We start from the raw sequence: 15,148 nt of genomic DNA on the forward strand, positions 1-15,148 counted from the left end.
TTCACTCGTTCGGAGGAGCCGGGGTCCCGGGGGCGGCGCGGACGTAGTGCAGCAGCAGGGTCCCGTCGGCGGCCGCCTCGTGGCCGGCCAGGCGCAGCGCGCGCGGTACGGGCAGGGGCCGCGGCCCGGTCGCGATCCGTCCCTCCGGGCCCCCGACCAGCACCGGAACCAGGGTGAGGCGCAGCTCGTCGACGACGTCGGCCCCGACCAGCGCGCCGAGCAGGGTCGGCCCGCCCTCGCACAGCACGGAGGTGTGGCCGCGGCGGGCGAGCGCGGCGAGCAGTGCGGCGGGGGAGAGGTCGTCGAGCAGCACGACCTCGGCACCCGCGGCGCGCAGCGCGGCGCGCCGGTCCGCGGGGGCGGCGGCCGTGGTCAGCACGACCGGCGCCGTGACGGTGTCGGTGAACAGCCGCGCACCCGGGTCCAGTCCGGCCGACCCGCTCACGACGACGACCGGCGGGGGCGGCCCGGGCGGCCGCCCGTCCGGCCCGGGGCGGCGTGGCCGGACGCCCCGGTAGTCCTCGTCCCGCGCGGTGCCCGCCCCGACGAGCACGCAGTCGGCCGACCGTCGCAGGGCGCGGAACAGGTCGCGGTCGGCCGGGGTGGACAGGCCACCGGACCCCGCTCCGCCTGCCGTCACGGCCCCGTCGGCGGAGCTGACCATGACCGCGGTGACCCGCGGCCGGACGGGCGGGGGACCGGACGCGGAGGGTTCGATGGGCACCGCCCGAGCATCCCGCCGTGCGGGCGGCGTGACGCACGGGGGTGTTCTGTCGTAGGGCAGCCTCACTTATGGTGAGCGGAGCCGCACCGGACGGGTGGGGCATCCGGTCGAGCAGGGGGCCACGAGCAAGGTGAACGCGATCCGCGTCCGACCACCGTCGGTGGAACAACCGGCGCCCCCACGGCGGTCGCTCCGGCGCAGGCGGTTGCTCGGCCTCGCCGCCCTGACCACGGCGCTGCTGCTCGCGGTACTCGCCAGCATCGCGATCGGGACCAAGGTCATCCCGGTGAACGAGGTGTTCTCCGCGCTGGTCGCCCCGACCGGCAGCGAGAACGACGTGGTCATCCGTTCCCTGCGGATCCCGCGCACCCTGCTCGGGGTACTGGTCGGGATCGCGCTCGGCCTGGCCGGCGCGCTCGTGCAGGGCTTCACCCGCAACCCGCTCGGCGACCCCGGCCTGCTGGGCGTCAACGCGGGTGCGGCGTTCTTCGTCGTCCTCGGCATCTACGTCTTCGGTGTCAGCACGCTGTTCGGCTACGTCTGGTTCGCCTTCGCCGGGGCGCTGGTCGCCAGCGTCGTGGTGTTCGTGATCGGCACCCGGGCACCCGGCGGCGCCACCCCTGTGTCGCTGGCCCTGGCCGGTGCGGCGGTCAGCTTCCTGCTGCAGGCGGGTACGTCCTCGGTGGTGCTGCTGGACGAGACCAGCCTCGACGCCTACCGGTTCTGGGTGGTCGGCTCGCTCGCCGGGCGCGACGCCGCGGTCGGTGGCCAGGTGGTGTGGTTCATCCTCGCGGGCACGGCGCTGGCGCTGGCCAGCGCGCCCGCCCTCAACGCGCTCTCCCTCGGCGACGACGTCGCCACCTCGCTGGGGCACTCGGTCCGCCGGACCCGGGTGGTCGGCGTCGTCGCGATCACGCTGCTCGCGGGGGCGGCCACCGCCGCCTGCGGGCCGATCGTGTTCCTCGGACTGATCGTCCCGCACGTCGTCCGGGTGTTCACCGGGCCCGACCACCGCTGGCTGCTGCCCGCCTCCGGGCTCGCCGGGGCGGTGCTGCTGCTGCTCGCCGACGTCGTCGGACGGGTGGTGGCCCGCCCCGGTGAGCTGCAGGTCGGCATCGTGGTCGCGTTGATCGGCGGGCCGTTCTTCATCGCGCTCGTGCGCCGTCGCAAGCTGGGGGCCGTGTGAGCACCGTGACCGAACCCGGCCCGCCGAGCACGGTGGCCGTCCCCGGCCGTCGCGCCGTCCGCGCGGGCCGCTTCTCCGGCGTGCTGCGCATCCGCACCGCGGTCGTGCTGCTCGCCTGTGCCGTCGCGCTGGTGCTCGCCGCCGCGGTCAACATGGGCCGCGGCGACTACCCGATCGCGATCACCGACGTGCTGGCGACGCTGTTCGGCGGCGGTGACGCCGGTCAGCAGCTCGTCGTGCTCGAGCTGCGGCTCCCGCGCACCCTGGTCGGTGCGCTGGTCGGCGGCGCGCTGGCCGTCTCGGGCGCGATCCTGCAGTCGGTCGCCCGCAACCCCCTCGCGAGCCCGGACATCATCGGCGTCCAGTGGGGCGCCAGTGCGGCAGCGGTGTTCGTCATCGTGCTCGGGGGTGGCGTGGCCGGGGTCGGCGGCGCCTTCGCCTCGCTCGGCATCCCGCTCGCCGCCCTGATCGGCGGGCTCGTGTCGTCGGCCGCGGTGTACGTCCTGGCCTGGCGCAAGGGCATCCAGGGCTTCCGGCTCGTGCTGATCGGCATCGGGATCCAGGCCGTGCTCGTCGCCGCGGTGCAGTGGCTGCTGACCGTCGCCCAGATCTACCAGGCCGCCCAGGCCCAGGTCTGGCTCAACGGCAGCCTGAACGCGCGCAGCTGGAACGAGGTCGTCCCGCTGTCGATCTCCATGCTGGTGCTCGTGCCCGCGGCGCTGGCCCTGGTGCACCTGCTCGGCGCCCTGCGCTTCGACGACGACACCGCCCGCGGCCTCGGCGTGCGGGTGAACGGCGCCCGCACCGCGCTGCTGCTCGTCTCCGTCGGGCTCGCCTCGGTCGCGACCGCGGCCGCCGGCCCGATCGCCTTCGTCGCACTGGTCACCCCGCAGATCGCGCGCCGGCTCTGCCGGGTCGGGACCCCGCCGATCGGGGTCTCCCTCGTGCTGGGCGCGGCACTGACCGTGCTGTCCGACCTGATCGCCCGCACCGCACTGGGGTCCGTCGAGCTCCCGGTCGGCATCGTGACCGCGGTGCTCGGCGCCCCGTTCCTGCTGTACCTGCTCGCCCGCACCCGCCAGGAGGCCCGTCGATGAGCACCGTCGAGGACATCAGCGTCGCGGAGGCCACCACCTCCCGGACGACGACGGCGGGCGACCCCGTCCGTCCCGGTGTGGTCCGGCTGTCGGCCGAGCAGGTCACGCTCGGCTACGGCGACCGCACCATCGTCGACGGGCTCGACCTGGAGGTGCAGCCCGGCGCGGTCACCACCGTCATCGGCCCGAACGGCTGCGGCAAGTCCACCGTGCTGCGGGCGCTGGGGCGGCTGCTGCCCGCCCGGACCGGTCAGGTGCTGCTCGACGGCAAGCGGATCGACCGCACCCCGACCAGGGAGGTCGCCCGGGTGCTGGGGATCCTGCCGCAGTCGCCGCTGGCGCCCGAGGGGCTGACCGTCGGCGACCTCGTCGCCCGCGGGCGGCACCCGCACCAGGCCTGGTACCGGCAGTGGTCCTCGGACGACGAGCGCGCCGTCGCCGAGGCGCTGACCTGGACGGGCCTGTCCGACCTCGCCGAGCGTCCGGTCGACGAGCTGTCCGGTGGCCAGCGCCAGCGGGCCTGGATCTCGATGGCCCTGGCGCAGCAGACCGACCTGCTGCTGCTCGACGAGCCGACCACCTTCCTCGACCTGGCCCACCAGGTCGACGTGCTGGAGCTGGTGCGGCGGTTGCAGTCCGAGGCGGGCCGCACCGTGGTGATGGTGCTGCACGACCTGAATCTCGCCGCCCGCTACGCCGACCGGCTCGTCGCGATGAAGGACGGCCGGATCGTCGCGGCGGGGTCGCCGGCCGAGATCGTCACCGAGGAGCTGCTGGCCGAGGTGTTCGGGCTGCGGGCGCGGGTGCTGCCCGACCCGGTGACCGGCACCCCGCTGGTCGTGCCGGACGCGGGCCCGTCGCTGCGTGCCCCGGAGCCGATCGCCGAGGCATGATCTCCGGCGTGACCTCCGGCGACCGACCGCCCTTCCTCGCCACCCGCGCGGTGCACGCGGGCAACGACGTCGATCCCGGGACCGGTGCGATCCGCCGCCCGATCGTCGCGGCCAACTCCTACGCGCTGCCCGAGGACCCCTCCGAGCTGGACTGGTCGGGCACCGCGACCCGGCTCTACACCCGCAACGGCGGGGCGAACCAGGGCTGGCTGGAGGACAAGCTCGTGGCCCTGGAGGATCCCTCCGGGGTGTCGCCGGGCGGCTGTGCCGCGGTCGCGCTCGCCTCGGGCGTCGCCGCGCTGCACGCGGTGTTCTTCACGTTCCTGCGGTCCGGGGACCACGTCGTCAGCTCCGACGTCACCTACGTCGCCACCCATCGGCTGCTCACCGAGCTGCTGCCGGCCCGGTGGGGGATCACCGCCACCCTGGTCGACTCCTCCGACCCGGACGCGGTGCGCGCCGCGATCCGTCCGGAGACCCGGCTGGTACACGTCGAGACCCCGGCGAACCCGACGACCCGGATCACCGACGTCGACGCCGTCGCCGCCGTCGCACACGAGGCGGGTGCCCTGCTCAGCGTGGACGCCACGTTCGCGACCCCGGTGCTGCAACGGCCGCTGGAGCGGGGCGCGGACCTCGTCGTGCACTCGCTGACCAAGTACGTCAACGGCCACGGCGACGCGATGGGCGGTGCCGTGCTGGGCCGCCGCGAGCTGGTCGAGCGGATCCGCGCCGACGCGATGGTCGACGCCGGGGGAGTGATCAGCCCGTTCAACGCCTGGCTGATCGCCCGCGGCGCGGTGACCCTGCCGATGCGGATGCGCGCGCACTGCGCCGGCGCGCAGCAGGTCGCGGAGTACCTGGAGTCCCGCCCGGAGGTCGCGTACGTCGCCTACCCGGGGCTGGCGTCGCACCCGCAGCACGCGCTCGCGACCCGCACCCTCGACGGCGGGTACGGCGGCATGCTCGCCTTCGCCCTCGACGGTCCGCCGGAGCTGCAGAACCGGTTCGTCGCCGCACTGCGCGTGATCACCTCGGCGGTGTCGCTCGGGCACGACGAGTCGCTGATCGTGCACGTCGGCGCGGGCGGTGAGGGCCGCGCGGCGCACTTCCCGCCGGAGTTCCGCCGGCTCGGCCACCTGCGGCTGTCGGTGGGGCTGGAGGACCCGCGCGACCTCGTGGCCGACATCGCGCGGGCCCTGGACACCGTCAGCCGATGAGCGACCGGCCGACGATCTCCTTCATGATCTCGTTCGTGCCGCCGTAGATCGCCTGCACGCGGGAGTCCACGAACGCGCGGGCGATCGGGTACTCGAGCATGTAGCCGTAGCCGCCGTGCAGCTGCACACAGCGGTCGACGACCCGGTTCTGCAGGTCCGAGCACCACCACTTGGCCTTGGCCGCGTCGGGCACCGACAGCTCGGTCCCCTCGCGGTTGTGCTCGGTGATGCAGCGGTCCACGAAGACCCGGGCGATGGAGACCTCGGTGTCCATCTCGGCGAGCTCGAAGCGGGTGTTCTGGAAGTTCGCCACCGGGCGGCCGAAGGCCTTGCGCTCCTTGGTGTACTCCAGCGTCATCGCCACCGCGGCCTCGGCGCCGGCCACCGAGGCGACGGCGATCGACAGCCGCTCCTGGGCGAGGTTCTGCATCAGGTAGACGAAGCCCTGGCCGACCTCGCCGAGCCGGTTCGCGTCGGGCACCCGCACGTCGGTGAAGCTCAGCTCCGCGGTGTCCTGAGCCTTCATGCCGACCTTCTTCAGGCGGCGGCCGCGCTCGAACCCCTCCATCCCGCGCTCGACCACGAACAGGGTGAAGCCGAGGTGCTTGGCGTCCGGGTCGGTCTTGGCGACGACGATCACCAGGTCGGCGAGGATGCCGTTGGTGATGAAGGTCTTGGAGCCGTTGAGGATCCAGTCGCCGTTCGCGTCCTGCTTGGCGTTGGTGGCGATGCCCTGCAGGTCCGAGCCGGTGCCGGGCTCGGTCATGGCGATCGCGGTGATCAGCTCACCACTGCAGAACCCGGGCAGCCAGCGCTGCTTCTGCTCGTCGGTGCACAGGCGCAGCAGGTAGGGCTGCACCACGTCGTTGTGCAGCGGGAAACCGATCCCGCTGGCCCCGGCGGCGACGATCTCCTCGGCCAGGATCGCGTTGTAGCGGAAGTCGTCGACCCCGCCGCCGCCGTACTCCTCGGGGACCGCGGTGCCGAGCAGGCCCGCCGCCCCGGCCGCGGTCCATACCGCGCGGTCGACCTGGCCGTCCTCCTCCCACTGCTCGTGGTGCGGGGTGACCTCCTTCGCGATGAAGGTCCGGCACAGGTCGCGGAACGCGTCGTGTTCGTCGTCGAAGATCTCGCGCTGCATGCCCGGCAGTCTCACATACCCGTCGGTAACTCCGGTCGTCCTCACGGGCCGTCGGTGACCCGCGCGTGCCGGTAGGGTGCGCCCGTGGATCTCGTCGACGCCGCCGCCAACGTGTGGGACCGGGCCGTGGTCGGTCACCTCGCCGACCTGCGACGGATGCCGCGCGACGCGGTGGTCGGCTCGCCGCAGGGCATCCTGTTCCGGTACCGCCCGCTGTCCGGTGTGGACCCCTCCGGCGGTGCACCGGTGCTGCTCGTGCCGCCGCTGGGCGCCCCGGACTTCGCCTACGACCTGCGTCGCGGCTGCTCACTGGTGGAGCACCTGCTGCAGCAGGGCCGGACCGTCTACCTGATCGACTACGGTCCCAAGTCGTTCTCCGACCGCACCCTGGGCATCGAGAGCTGGGTCGACGAGCTGCTGCCCGACACGATCCGCCGGGTCGCCGAGGAGACCGACGACGAGGTACACCTCGTCGCCTGGTCGCTCGGTGGGATCTTCGCCCTGCTCACCGTCGCCGCCGCGGTGCAGGCCCGCGACCCGCTGCCGGTGCGCTCGGTCGCCGCGATCGGCACCCCGGTCGACATCTCCCGGGTGCCGCTGGTGGCGCCGATCCGGCCGCTCGCGCAGATCACCGGTGGCCGGCTGATCTCCTCGATCTACCGGGGCGTCGGCAGCTTCCCGGCGCCGATGGTGAGCTGGGCGTTCCAGCTGACCGCGGTGGACAAGCTCGTCACCAAGCCGCTGGCGATCGCGTCGCGGATCGACGACCGGGACTGCCTGGCCCAGATCGAGGCCGTCGACCATCTGATGAGCAACATGCACGGCTACCCGGGGCGGGTGTTCGGGCAGATCTTCCACCTGCTGCTGCGCAGCAACGACCTCGCCGACGGCGGACTGCGCCTGGGCGGGCGTGACGTGGAGCTGTCCGACGTCGGGGTGCCGGTGCTCGTCGTCGCCGGGCGGGACGACGTCATCGCCCCGCTGCGGGCGGTGCGCGCCGGCGTTCCGCTGCTGACCGGCAGCCCGGAGGTGCGGTTCACGACCTCGCCGGGCGGGCACCTGGGCGTGCTGACCGGGCGCCGGGCCCGGGACACGACCTGGCCCGAGCTCGACCGGGCCCTGGCCGACTGGGACGCCGCCGCGGACACCCCCGACGACGCCGACGGCCCGGCCGCCGCCGCCGGGGCCTGACCGGCCCGCTCCGACCACTGCCGCCCGAGCGGCCCGGTTCGTCCGCCGCCGACGGCGCCTCGCCGTCCCCGGTCCGTCCGCAGCCCGCCCGCACGGTGATCCGGAGTTCGCGCGGTGATCCGCGGTCCGCGTGCGTCCGGACGCGCGCGCCCAGCGGATCAGCGCGCGGAATCGCGATCACCGGCGTGCGGAGGCGGCGGGAGAGAGTTGACCGGTCAGGTCTCTAAGTGATTTAGTCACTTTATGACCGCAGGGGAGACGCTGTCGGAGCGCCTGGCCGACGACATCATGGACATCATCCGGACCGGGAACCTCGGCCCGGGGGACCAGCTCGCGTCCTCCCGCGACCTGGCGCGACGGTTCGAGGTCACCACCCCGACCGTCCGCGAGGCGCTGCGCCGCCTGGAGGCCACCGGTGCGGTGGAGTTCCGGCACGGCTCGGGCACCTACGTCGGCGCCGGGGTCGGGCGGCGGCTGCTCGCCAACCCGCACCGGCCGTCCCGGACCCCCGACGGCGTGCACGAGCTGATCCGCGCCCGGCTCGTCCTGGAGCCGCCGATCGCGGCCGCCGCGGCCCGGGAGCGCGACGCCGCGGGGCTGGCGATGCTCGCGGAGAGCGTCACCAACGCCCTGCACCCGCCGGTCGGTGACCTCCGTCCGGCCGTGCACTTCCACGTCGCGCTGGCCGCGACCAGCGGCAACGCGCTCCTCCGGGAGACGGTGGAGGCGCTGCTGCACGTGCGTGCGCACGACCAGGTCGAGATCCGGCACCGCTACGACGACCGCGAGCGCGACCACGCCGAGCACGTCGCGCTGCTCGAGGCCGTCCGTGGGGGCGACCCGGACCTGGCCGATCGGCTGTGTCGCGAGCACCTCGCCTCCATCGCCGCGGCGGTGGGCGCGTGAGCACGCGGCGCCTGGGGGAGATGACGACGGTCGAGGCCGCGGCCGCCGTCGTCGACAGCCCGGTGGTGCTGCTGCCGGCCGGGGCCTTCGAACAGCACGGGCCGGGACTGCCGCTCGCGACGGACCTGATCCGCGCCGAGGCGGTCTGCGACCGGGTCGCCGAGGCACTGGGCGGCACCGCCGTCGTCGGGCCGTCGTTGCCGGTCGGGGTGTCGCCGCACCACCTGGCCTTCGCGGGCACGGTCAGCCTGACCACCACGACGTTCGCCACGCTCGTCCGCGAGTACGTCGACGGTCTGTACCGGCACGGCTGGCGCCGGATCTGCGTGGTCACGGGGCACGGCGGGAACGACGCCACCCTCGCGACGGTCGCGCAGGACCTCCTCGCGGCCCGTCCGGACCTGCAGTTCGCCTGGAGCCCGCTCACCACGCTGGCCGCCGACGTCGTCGCCGCGGCCGGGCCGCCCGAGGTCAGCGGGCACAGCGGGCAGGCCGAGACGGCGCAGATGCTCGCCGTCGCACCGCACCTGGTGCACACCGACCGGCTCGCGGCCGGGACCACCCGGCTCGCCGAGCTCGACGCCTTCGGCGCACTGGCCCGCCGGCGCGGTGGTCCGAGGCTCACCGCGCCCTACGACCGTCTGTCCGGCAACGGGGTCCTCGGCGACCCCCGCCGGGCCGATCCGGAGCACGGGGAGGCGATCGTCGCCGCGATCGTCGACCGGATCACCGACTTCGTCACGGCCTGGCTCAGGGACTGACGCCCCCTCCGACCCGCACGGACCCACAGCACTCCCGCGGTGGCGCCACCCGGTGCCCCCGTCGCACGACCCTGCCCGCGACCCGGGCGGGGCCACAGCACCGGCCGTCGACGACGCCGTCCGAAGGGAACCCCATGTCCGCACCGAGACCGTCCGCAGCGACACCGCCCGTTCCGGGACGCCCGAGCGTGGGCGCGACGCGACGTCCCGGGGGACGCCGCCTGCGTGCCGTGGCGGCGGCCTGCCTGGCCGCGGCCGCCCTGACCACCGGCGCCGCCGTCGCCCCGACACCGTCCGACGCCGCCGTGGCCCCGACCGCATCCGGGGCGCCGGCCGGACCCGCCGGTTCCGGCGCACCCGCCGGACCTGCCGGAGCTGCCGGCCTCGGCGCGGCCGCCGGACCGGCGGGCGGCCCGGCCGGAGCGCGGAGCCCCGGCTGCGGCCTCACCCCACCGCAGGCACCGGGCACCACGGCCGTCCGCACCGTGGACGGCGGTGGCCTGGCCCGCACCGTGCGCGTCCACCTGCCCGAGGGGTACCGCCCCGACCGGCCCACCCCGGTGGTCCTGGTCTTCCACGGACGCGGCAACGACGGCGCCACCACCGAGGACTTCTCCGGCCTGTCCGGGCTGCCCGCCGTCGTCGCCTACCCCGACGGGGTCCCCGGCGGTGAGGGGAAGCGCTCCTGGCAGGGCGCCCCGTACTCGGCGCCGGGCGTCGACGACGTCGCCTTCACCGGTGACCTCCTCGACGAGCTGGAGTCCACGCTCTGCGTCGACCCCGGCCGGGTCTTCGCCACCGGCAAGTCCAACGGCGGCGGCTTCACCGAGATCCTGGCCTGCCGGATGCCCGACCGGATCGCCGCGATCGCCCCGGTCGCGGGCGCCTACTACCGCGACGGCGAACCGCCGTGCCGGCCCGGCCGGCCGGTCCCGGCGTTGTTCGTGCACGGTACCGGCGACGCCACCATCCCCTACACCGGCGACGCCGACCGCGGCCTGCCCGCGATCCCGGCGAAGGTCGCCGAGTGGGTCGCCCGCGACGGCTGCCGGGCCCGCCCGCAGACCCGCCGGATCGAGCCCGACGTGACCATCGCGACCTGGCGCGGCTGCCGGGACGGGGCCCGGGTGCGGCACGTCGCCGTCGACGGCGGCGGCCACACCTGGCCGGGCGCGACCGCCTACTCCGGCGGCGGCGTCACCACGCAGACGGTCCGCGCCACCGCCCTGGTCGGGGACTTCTTCGGCCTCGGGGGACCGCGATGAGCACCCCCGCCGCCACCCAGGACCGGGAGCTGCCCCGACTCGTGCGGGCGATGGCCGTCGTCGAACGGGTCGGGAACGCGCTGCCACACCCGTTCTGGCTGTTCTGGGTGCTGTCGGCGATCCTCGCCGTGGTCAGCGCCGGGCTGGCGGCGGCGGGCGTCGCCGTCGTCGCACCCGACGGCGAGCCCGTGGCGGTGCGGAACCTGCTCTCCGGCGACGGCCTCGCGATGGCCGTCTCGTCGATGATCGACAACTTCGCGCAGTTCCCGCCGATGGCCACCATCGTCACGGTGATCATGGGTGTCGCGGTCGCCGAGCGCAGTGGGCTGCTCGCCGCGGCCATGCGCGCCGGCGTCGCCCGGGTGCCCGCGTCGCTGGTGGTGTTCGCGGTCGCGTTCGCCGGGACCGTCGCGCACGTCGCGTCGGCCGCGGCGTACGTGATCCTGGTGCCGCTCGGCGGGCTCGCGTTCCGGGCGGTCGGGCGCTCGCCGATCCTCGGGATCGTCGTCGCCTACACCGCGATCGCCTCCGGCTACGACGCCAGCCCGGTCCCCACCCCGAACGACGCGATCTTCGCCGGCATCACCACCGCCGCGGCCCGGATCGTGGACCCGGCGGTCGTGGTGACCCCGGTCGGCAACTGGTTCTTCAACATCGCCTCCTCGGTCGTCCTCGCGCTGGTGATCACGCTGGTCACCCGGGTCGTCCTGGCCAAGCGGCCCGACCTGGACCCCGACCCCGACGCCCCCGACGACGACGTCGCCGGGCTGAGCCTGTCCGCGGCCGAGCGGACCGGCCTGCGCCGCGCCGGCTGGGTCCTGCTCGGCTGTGCCGTCCTGCTCGCCGCGGTCATGGCCCCGGAGTGGTCCCCGCTGCGCGGCGAGAACGGCTCGGTCGTCGAGTCCCCGCTGGTCGAGGGCATCGGCGCGGTCATCGCGCTGCTGTTCGGCCTGCTCGGCATCGTCTTCGGCCGCGCGGTCGGGACGATCGCCACCGCCGCCGACGTCCCGAAGCTGATGGCCGACGGGATCCGGCAGATGGCCCCCGTGCTGGCGCTGTTCTTCGCGATCGCCCAGTTCCTGGCCTACTTCGACTGGACCCACGTCGGGGACGTGCTCGCCGTCGTCGCCGCGGACGCGCTGCGCACCACCGGCGTCCCGATCCCGGTCGTGTTCCTGATGGTGCTGGCCGTGCTCACCGTGGTGAACGTGATGGTCACCAGCGGGACGGCGATGTGGTCGATCGCGGCGCCGGTGATCGTGCCGATGCTGATGCTGGTCGAGGTGCCGCCGGAGACCACCCAGGCGCTGTTCCGGATCGCCGACTCCGGCTCGACGGCGATCACCCCGATGAGCCCGTACTTCGTGATGGCGCTGGGGTTCCTGCAGCGCTACCGCAAGGACGCGGGCATCGGGACGCTCGCGTCGTACACGCTGCCCCTGGCCGTTGCCATGACGGCGGTCTGGACGCTGCTGTTCTTCGCCTGGTGGGCACTGGGGATCCCACTGGGCCCGGGGGCCCCGGTCCGCTGAGGGGACGGACGCGGGGCGGGGACCGGGACGGTGGGGGACACTGGCGCAGGTGCGCTACCTCGACGGTCCCGGTCCCGGTCCACGACGCTGGTCGGTGATGGGCCTGGGCACCTGGCAGTTCGGCACGAGCGAGTGGGGCTACGGCGACGCGCTGGAGGCCGGGCGGATCGTCGCCCGCGCCCGCGAGCTGGGCGTCACCGTGTTCGACACCGCGGAGCTCTACGGCCCGCTGCGCAGCGAGCGGATCCTCGGCGACGCGCTGCGCGCCTGCGGTGGCCCCGGGTGGCGCGACGACGTCGTGATCGCGACGAAGTTCTTCCCGGTCCTGCCCCTGGGCCCGGTGCTGCGGCACCGTGCGGCCGCCTCCGCCGCCAGGCTCGGGGTGACCGAGATCGACCTCTACCAGGTGCACAAGCCGCACCCGCTGGTCGGCGACGCGTCGGCGATGCGTGGGATGGCCGAGCTGCAGCGGACCGGGCTGGTCCGCCACGCCGGCGTCTCGTCGTACACGCTGGACCGCTGGCTGGCCGCGGAGGAGGCGCTCGGCGGACCCGTGCTGTCCAACCAGGTCGAGTTCAGCCTCCTGCGCCGCAGGCCCGTCGCGGCCCTCGTCCCGCACGCCGCCGCGCACGGCCGCATCGTGATGGCCTACAGCCCGCTCGCCCAGGGCCTGCTCACCGGCCGTTATGACGCCGGCCACCGGCCCACCAACGCGGTGCGCCGCAGTAAGCCGGAGTGGCTGCCGGAGAACCTGGCCGCGCTGGCCCCGCTCACCGACGCTCTGCGCGACGTCGCCTCCGCGCACGACGCGACGCCGTCGCAGGTCGCGCTGGCGTGGGTGGTGTACCACCCGAACACGGTGGCGATCCCCGGTGCGTCGAGCGTGGCGCAGCTGGAGTCGAACGTGGCCGCGGCGGACATCGTGCTGACCTCCGACGAGTACGTCGGTCTCACCGCGGCCGCGCAGCGGGTCCGGCTGCGCACCGGACCCGCCACGCTGCCCGCCGTGGCCCGGGAGCTGCTGCGCTCCCGCTGAGCCGCTACTTGACGTGCTCGCGCAGGAACTGCGTCGCGCGGGTCCACGCGATCTCGGCCTGCTCGGCGTCGTAGGTGCCCATGTGGTTCTCGTCGTTGAAGAACGCGTGCCCGGCCGGGTACTGCAGGAACTCCGGGCGGGTGCCGGACTCGGCCTGGATGCGGTCGGCGAGGGACTCCACCGCGTCCGGCGGGGCCATGGTGTCCTCGGACCCGAAGTGGCCCTGCACGGCCGCGGTCAGGTTCGCGAACGACGGGTAGTCCTCCTTGAGCACCCCGTAGAAGGGCACGGCGGCCGCGACCTTGTCGCCCTGCTGCGCGGCGAGGACCAGCACGAAGCCGCCGCCCATGCAGAAGCCGACCGCGCCGACGGCCGAGGAGGTGACGTCGTCGCGCCCGAGCAGGAACTCCACCGCCCCTGCCAGGTCGGTCGCGGCGCCGTTGACGGGCAGCTCACCCATCAGCGCCCCCGCCTCGTCGGAGTCGTGCGTGGTGCGCCCGCCGTACAGGTCGGGGGCGAGCGCGACGAATCCCTCGGCCGCGAACCGGTTCGTCACGTCGACGATGTGGTCGGTCAGGCCCCACCACTCCTGGATGACGATCAGGCCGGGTCCGGCCCCGGACTCGGGCAGGGCCAGGTAGCCGTGCGCGGTGTCGCCGCCGGAGGGGAAGGTGACGTTCTGCGCGGGGTTCTCGTTGGTGTGTGCCACGGGCGCGATGACATCACGACGGTGCCGGTACCGCCCGCCGGGAAGATCGTTGCGTCCTGTGACGGAGGACCCTCCGTTAATCATGAGCGTCGCAAACGATATGGGTCTATCGTCACCGCCATGCTCGCCGGGACCGCCACCCGAACCGCGCACGACGCCGCGGTGGAGAACCTGCGCCGGGCGCGCGCCGGAGCCGGCGCCGTCCAGCTGGGGAAGCCGTCGTCGAACCTGTTCCGGTTCGGCGACCGCGACACCGGCGCCGCCGCGCGACGCCTCGACACCTCCGCGCTGGACGGTGTGCTCGGTGTGGACCCGGACCGGCGCACGGCCGAGGTCCAAGGGATGGCGACCTACGAGACCATCGTGGACGCCACCCTCGCCCACGGGCTGATGCCCCTGGTCGTCCCGCAGCTCAAGACCATCACCCTCGGCGGCGCGGTCACCGGGCTCGGGGTCGAGTCGACGTCGTTCCGCGACGGGCTGCCGCACGAGTCGGTGCTCGAGATGGACGTCCTCACCCCGGCCGGGGAGCTGCTGCACGTCACCCCCGACGGGGAGCACGCCGACCTGTTCGCGGCGTTCCCCAACTCCTACGGCACGCTCGGCTACGCGGTCCGCCTGGTCGTCGAGCTGGCGCCCGTGAAGCCCTTCGTGAAGCTCACCCACCACCGGTACGCGAGCGCCTCCGCCGCGTCGGCGGCGATCGAGCGGTTCGTGGCGGCGGGCGAGGTGGACTTCCTCGACGGTGTCGTGTTCGGCCCCGACGAGCAGTACCTGACCACCGGGGAGTTCGTCGACGCCCCGATGCCGGGCGCCCGGATCTCCGACTACACCGGTCAGGAGGTGTTCTACCGGTCGCTGCAGCGCCGCCCGGTCGACCACCTCACCGTGCACGACTACCTGTGGCGCTGGGACACCGACTGGTTCTGGTGCTCGCGGGCGTTCGGCGTGCAGCACCCGGTGGTGCGCCGGTTCTGGCCACGCCGCCTGCGCCGCTCGGACGTCTACCGCCGTCTCGTCGCCCTCGACCAGCGTCACGGCGCGTCGAACCGGGTCCGGGAGGCCCTCGGCGGGACCGCCGAGGAGATGGTCGTGCAGGACGTGGAGATCCCGGTGGAGCGGCTCCCGGAGTTCCTCGAGTTCTTCCACCGGGAGATCCGGATCGAGCCGGTGTGGCTGTGCCCGCTGCAGCTGCGCGGGGAGCGGAGCTGGCCGCTGTACCCGATGGAGCCGGGCCGGCTCTACGTCAATGTCGGCTTCTGGTCCTCGGTGGCGGAGAAGCCGGGGGACCGGTGGGCACACAACCGGCTGATCGAGGAGTGTGTCGCCGACCTGGGCGGGCACAAGTCGCTGTACTCGACCGTGCACTACGGCGAGGACGAGTTCTGGTCGCACTACAACGGTGCGGCCTACCGGGCGGTGAAGCAGCGGTACGACCCGGACGGTCGGTCTCCCGACCTGTTCGCCAAGGTCACCGGCCGCTGACG

The 15,148-nt window shown here is 74.2% G+C and carries 14 protein-coding genes; 11 read left to right on the forward strand and 3 right to left on the reverse strand.

Annotated features, from left to right (window positions below; all coding sequences use genetic code 11):
* Position 1: 1 nt before the first annotated feature.
* Positions 2-724 carry a dihydrofolate reductase family protein gene (locus tag ATL51_RS26770; RefSeq protein WP_301549209.1) on the reverse strand — a complete coding sequence of 241 codons (723 nt, stop codon included), beginning with the start codon at positions 722-724 and terminating at the stop codon, positions 2-4.
* A 205-nt stretch (positions 725-929) separates the two neighbouring features.
* Here ATL51_RS26770 and ATL51_RS26775 point away from each other — a divergent pair, with 205 nt between their 5' ends.
* From ATL51_RS26775 to ATL51_RS26790, 4 genes are read left to right on the forward strand one after another with little or no spacing between them, the layout of a single operon-like run.
* Positions 930-1,910: a FecCD family ABC transporter permease gene (locus ATL51_RS26775; RefSeq protein ID WP_202417136.1), complete on the forward strand. Its 981-nt coding sequence runs from the start codon at positions 930-932 to the stop codon at positions 1,908-1,910.
* Complete coding sequence (locus tag ATL51_RS26780; protein WP_083658892.1) at positions 1,907-3,007, forward strand: FecCD family ABC transporter permease; 1,101 nt, start codon at positions 1,907-1,909, stop codon at positions 3,005-3,007. The genes ATL51_RS26775 and ATL51_RS26780 overlap by 4 nt, the downstream gene beginning before the upstream one ends.
* Positions 3,004-3,900, forward strand: coding sequence for an ABC transporter ATP-binding protein (locus ATL51_RS26785; protein WP_083658891.1), 897 nt, complete (start codon positions 3,004-3,006; stop codon positions 3,898-3,900). The genes ATL51_RS26780 and ATL51_RS26785 overlap by 4 nt, the downstream gene beginning before the upstream one ends.
* 8 nt (positions 3,901-3,908) lie before the next feature.
* On the forward strand, positions 3,909-5,120 hold the full coding sequence (locus ATL51_RS26790) for a trans-sulfuration enzyme family protein (RefSeq protein WP_301549210.1): 1,212 nt from the start codon (positions 3,909-3,911) through the stop codon (positions 5,118-5,120).
* Here the strand turns inward: ATL51_RS26790 and ATL51_RS26795 are convergent.
* The gene (locus tag ATL51_RS26795) at positions 5,110-6,261 is read right to left on the reverse strand and encodes an acyl-CoA dehydrogenase family protein (protein ID WP_073577082.1); all 1,152 of its coding nucleotides are present in this window, start codon (positions 6,259-6,261) and stop codon (positions 5,110-5,112) included. The two genes, ATL51_RS26790 and ATL51_RS26795, sit on opposite strands and share 11 nt — an antisense overlap.
* Before the next feature lie 84 nt (positions 6,262-6,345).
* On the opposite strand from ATL51_RS26795, the gene ATL51_RS26800 reads away from it, so the two are divergent.
* The 6 genes from ATL51_RS26800 (at position 6,346) to ATL51_RS26825 (ending at position 12,952) form a co-directional block, all read left to right on the forward strand.
* On the forward strand, positions 6,346-7,452 hold the full coding sequence (locus tag ATL51_RS26800; RefSeq protein WP_073577081.1) for an alpha/beta fold hydrolase: 1,107 nt from the start codon (positions 6,346-6,348) through the stop codon (positions 7,450-7,452).
* A 243-nt stretch (positions 7,453-7,695) separates the two neighbouring features.
* The gene (locus tag ATL51_RS26805; protein ID WP_073577080.1) at positions 7,696-8,358 is read left to right on the forward strand and encodes a FadR/GntR family transcriptional regulator; all 663 of its coding nucleotides are present in this window, start codon (positions 7,696-7,698) and stop codon (positions 8,356-8,358) included.
* Positions 8,355-9,119 carry a creatininase family protein gene (locus ATL51_RS26810; RefSeq protein WP_073577079.1) on the forward strand — a complete coding sequence of 255 codons (765 nt, stop codon included), beginning with the start codon at positions 8,355-8,357 and terminating at the stop codon, positions 9,117-9,119. The genes ATL51_RS26805 and ATL51_RS26810 overlap by 4 nt, the downstream gene beginning before the upstream one ends.
* A gap of 188 nt (positions 9,120-9,307) precedes the next feature.
* The gene (locus ATL51_RS26815; protein WP_301549211.1) at positions 9,308-10,384 is read left to right on the forward strand and encodes an alpha/beta hydrolase family esterase; all 1,077 of its coding nucleotides are present in this window, start codon (positions 9,308-9,310) and stop codon (positions 10,382-10,384) included.
* Positions 10,381-11,916, forward strand: a complete 1,536-nt coding sequence (locus tag ATL51_RS26820) for an AbgT family transporter (protein ID WP_073577078.1) — start codon at positions 10,381-10,383, stop codon at positions 11,914-11,916. The genes ATL51_RS26815 and ATL51_RS26820 overlap by 4 nt, the downstream gene beginning before the upstream one ends.
* 49 nt (positions 11,917-11,965) lie before the next feature.
* A complete protein-coding gene (locus ATL51_RS26825; protein ID WP_073577077.1) occupies positions 11,966-12,952 on the forward strand; it encodes an aldo/keto reductase in 987 nt (328 codons plus the stop codon).
* A gap of 4 nt (positions 12,953-12,956) precedes the next feature.
* On the opposite strand, the gene ATL51_RS26830 is transcribed toward ATL51_RS26825, so the two are convergent.
* Positions 12,957-13,661, reverse strand: a complete 705-nt coding sequence (locus tag ATL51_RS26830) for a dienelactone hydrolase family protein (RefSeq protein WP_073577076.1) — start codon at positions 13,659-13,661, stop codon at positions 12,957-12,959.
* 120 nt (positions 13,662-13,781) lie between these two features.
* Between ATL51_RS26830 and ATL51_RS26835 the strand changes: the two genes are divergently transcribed.
* Positions 13,782-15,146, forward strand: coding sequence for an FAD-binding oxidoreductase (locus tag ATL51_RS26835; RefSeq protein ID WP_073577075.1), 1,365 nt, complete (start codon positions 13,782-13,784; stop codon positions 15,144-15,146).
* Positions 15,147-15,148: the final 2 nt, after the last annotated feature.

It is taken from the genome of Pseudonocardia alni, from assembly GCF_002813375.1.
GTDB lineage: Bacteria > Actinomycetota > Actinomycetes > Mycobacteriales > Pseudonocardiaceae > Pseudonocardia > Pseudonocardia alni.

Excerpts from the sequence above, each read along its gene's own strand:
- ATL51_RS26785 (WP_083658891.1), top strand. The coding sequence starts at position 3,004 with ATGAGCACCGTCGAGGACATCAGCGTCGCGGAGGCCACCACCTCCCGG.
- ATL51_RS26795 (WP_073577082.1), bottom strand. The coding sequence starts at position 6,261 with ATGCAGCGCGAGATCTTCGACGACGAACACGACGCGTTCCGCGACCTG.
- ATL51_RS26805 (WP_073577080.1), top strand. The coding sequence starts at position 7,696 with ATGACCGCAGGGGAGACGCTGTCGGAGCGCCTGGCCGACGACATCATG.
- ATL51_RS26820 (WP_073577078.1), top strand. The coding sequence starts at position 10,381 with ATGAGCACCCCCGCCGCCACCCAGGACCGGGAGCTGCCCCGACTCGTG.
- ATL51_RS26835 (WP_073577075.1), top strand. The coding sequence starts at position 13,782 with ATGCTCGCCGGGACCGCCACCCGAACCGCGCACGACGCCGCGGTGGAG.